General features: G+C 62.5%; 4 protein-coding genes. All 4 read left to right on the forward strand.

Going from position 1 to position 2,680, the window contains the following annotated elements:
* A partial coding sequence (locus tag VEK15_18665) for a hypothetical protein (protein HXV62729.1) occupies nucleotides 1-595 on the forward strand: 595 nt, incomplete at its 5' end.
* Between the two features lie 30 nt (nucleotides 596-625).
* Nucleotides 626-901, forward strand: coding sequence for a hypothetical protein (locus tag VEK15_18670; protein HXV62730.1), 276 nt, complete (start codon nucleotides 626-628; stop codon nucleotides 899-901).
* A 67-nt stretch (nucleotides 902-968) separates the two neighbouring features.
* Complete coding sequence (locus VEK15_18675; GenBank protein ID HXV62731.1) at nucleotides 969-1,571, forward strand: YceI family protein; 603 nt, start codon at nucleotides 969-971, stop codon at nucleotides 1,569-1,571.
* Between the two features lie 76 nt (nucleotides 1,572-1,647).
* Nucleotides 1,648-2,556 carry a DUF3179 domain-containing (seleno)protein gene (locus VEK15_18680; protein ID HXV62732.1) on the forward strand — a complete coding sequence of 303 codons (909 nt, stop codon included), beginning with the start codon at nucleotides 1,648-1,650 and terminating at the stop codon, nucleotides 2,554-2,556.
* Nucleotides 2,557-2,680 lie beyond the last annotated feature (124 nt).

Here is a 2,680-nt window from a genome sequence, read left to right on the forward strand (position 1 = left end):
ACGCATCGTTGGCCACGAGGCCTTCGACTCGATGGCTCGGCGGTACGCGCTGGCCTACGCGCCTCGTTTTCACGATCTGGGTCGAATCGGCGATCGCCTATCGAGATTTCTCGAGACCGATTTTCTTTCGACGAAGCTTCCGTTTCTACCGGATCTGGCGCGGCTCGAGTGGGCGCTTGCCGAAGCGTTCGTTTCCGAGGATGCAAAGGCACTTCTTTGGGACGACCTGCAGGCGATGAACCCCGAAAGCGTGTCCGAAATGCCTCTGAAGCTCATGCCCGGCACGGCGGTGATCCGCTCGAAATGGCCGCTCATCGACATCTGGGAGTGCAAGGACCGGTCGGACCATGAAATCTCGGTTCAGGTCGAGGACCGACCATCGACCGTTCTGGTGTTTCGTCGAGGCTATCAGTCGCACTGTACCGAAGCGAGCGAGACCATCGCTCGCATCGTGGAAGCCGCGAGCGGCGGAACGAGTCTCCTGGGAGTCCAGGAGGCGCTCGGCGCGGACGGCGATCCCGCCGCCATCGTTCAGATTCTTGGGGCCTTTCGTCGAATGGTCGGGGAAGGGCTTTTCGTCAACCCGACGCAATGAGCGTCGTTCAAGAGAAAAGGAGAAAGGAAAATGAAGAAACCGAGCTCAAAGTCGCTTCTCGTCGCTTCGCTCGCGGGCATCCTGAGCGTGCCCCTGGCAATGGCGGCTCGGGGCGGGGGAGGAGCTGCCCAGGAGGGCGAGGTCGGCCACTGTTACGGAGTCAACAAATGCAAGGGCGTCGGCGACTGTGGCGGACCAGGCCATTCCTGTGCCGGCCAGAACGCGTGCAAGCGACAGGGTTATCTGGACATGGAAAAGGAGCTCTGTCTCAAGATCGACGGCGGCCGGCTTACCGCCGCCGAGTAGTAGAGGAAAGAAACATCTCAGGGGCCGGCGAGGGTTTCTCTCGCCGGTCTCCTGGAGGAGCTCGAGAATGACGAAGAGCAAATCCGTTACCGCGTCGAGCGCCGTGCTCGCGCTCGCCCTGATTCTCCTCGCGACGCTCGCGCAGGCGGCGAGCTTCAAGGCGGACCCCCAGCATTCCACCATCGGCTTCAGCGTGAGGCATCTCCTGACCAAGGTCAACGGACAGTTTCGCGAGTTCGATGCTTCCTTTCGTTTCGACGAATCCACCCAGACCCTCGAGGAGGTCACCGCGACCATTCAGGCGGCGAGCATCGACACGAACGTCGAGATGCGGGACAAGGATCTGAGAAGCAAGCGGTTCTTCGACGTGGAGCGGTTTCCGACGCTGACGTTCAGGAGCACGGGGAGCGCGAAGTTCTCCGAGAACAAGGCTCGCATCCCCGGCGTCCTGAGCATGCACGGCGTCGATAGAGAGATCGTCCTCGAGGCGGAGTTCCTGGGAAAAGCGAAAGATCCCTGGGGAAACGTGAAGTACGGCTTTCATGCCTCGACTACCATCGACCGGACGGACTGGGGCATGAAATGGAACGAAGTGATCGAAGCCGGTGGAGTCATGGTAGGCAACGAGGTCGAAATCACGCTCGACATCGAAGCCTCGCCGGAATCGTAATCAGATGAACCGCGCGATGTCTCCGATGTCTGCCATCGCCTTCATGTTGCTCGCGGCCCTCGCCAGCTCGGCCTCGATGCAAGACAAGCCGGAGGGCTATCGTCAGGTATTGCCGCGTGGGCGACTCGCCGCTATCGACGAGCCGACCTATGTACCCGCGTCCGAAGCGCGGATCGGCCCGAGCACCTGGGTGCTGGGCGTCGTCATCGATGGTCAGGCCCGCGCCTACAGCTTGAATCTGCTGAACAGCCATGAGGTCGTCAACGATGCGATCGGCGACACGCGGTTCGCGGCCGTATGGTGACCGCTCGCGAACGCGGCCGTCGTGTACGGCCGGGACTACGAAGGAAAAACGCTGCGGTTCGAGCCCTCGGGCGGACTCGTGAACGGCGCCCTCATCATGCAGGACAAGGAGACCGACACCTACTGGTCGATCATGGAGGGAAAAGCCGTGGCGGGGGAGCTTTCGGGGACTAAGCTCGTGGAGCTGCCTCTCGGGGAGAAGATGCAGTGGAGAGCCTGGAGGCAGAGGCACCCGGATACTCTGGTTCTCTCGGTCAATGGCAGCGAGGACGCCCCGAACCCCTACGCGGAATATTTCCAGGGCTCGCGGGGACTGTTCGCGGACGCCGCTGACGACAGACTTCCATCGATGGCGCCGGTCTTCGCTTTTCGGCACGAGGACGTCGCCTACGCGATCCCCATCGAGAGCCTCGAGGGAGGGAAAACGTACCGACTCGACGACGGCACGCACGTCCTGCTCTACCGTGGGCGGGGCGCCTCGATGTTTCAGTCGACCCAAGCCTACGTCTCTTCGACCGGGTTCGAGCGCCTTCGAGACGACTGGGTGGAAGTGCCGACGGGGGCGCGGTTCGATCCGATGGACGGCTCGTTCGACGGAGCCACGGTTCGTCCTCTCATGGGCTTCGATACATTCTGGTACACCTGGAGCCTCGCGAACCCGAAGACCCGCCTGCTCCGCTGACGTCGTGCGCCGAAGCTCGGCTCCCGGGTAGACGGGAACCGCGGAGCTGGTTTATCGCGCCGTAATCGGCCCGCGGCCCGCCAACCAGTTCTGCAGCGTCCGCTTCTCCCACCAGAGGCCGGCG

This window comes from Vicinamibacteria bacterium, from assembly GCA_035620555.1.
In the GTDB taxonomy this organism is placed as follows: domain Bacteria; phylum Acidobacteriota; class Vicinamibacteria; order Marinacidobacterales; family SMYC01; genus DASPGQ01.

What these genes read in the sequence shown, in the direction of transcription:
- VEK15_18670 (HXV62730.1), top strand. Translation starts at nt 626, where the DNA reads ATGAAGAAACCGAGCTCAAAGTCGCTTCTCGTCGCTTCGCTCGCGGGC.
- VEK15_18675 (HXV62731.1), top strand. Translation starts at nt 969, where the DNA reads ATGACGAAGAGCAAATCCGTTACCGCGTCGAGCGCCGTGCTCGCGCTC.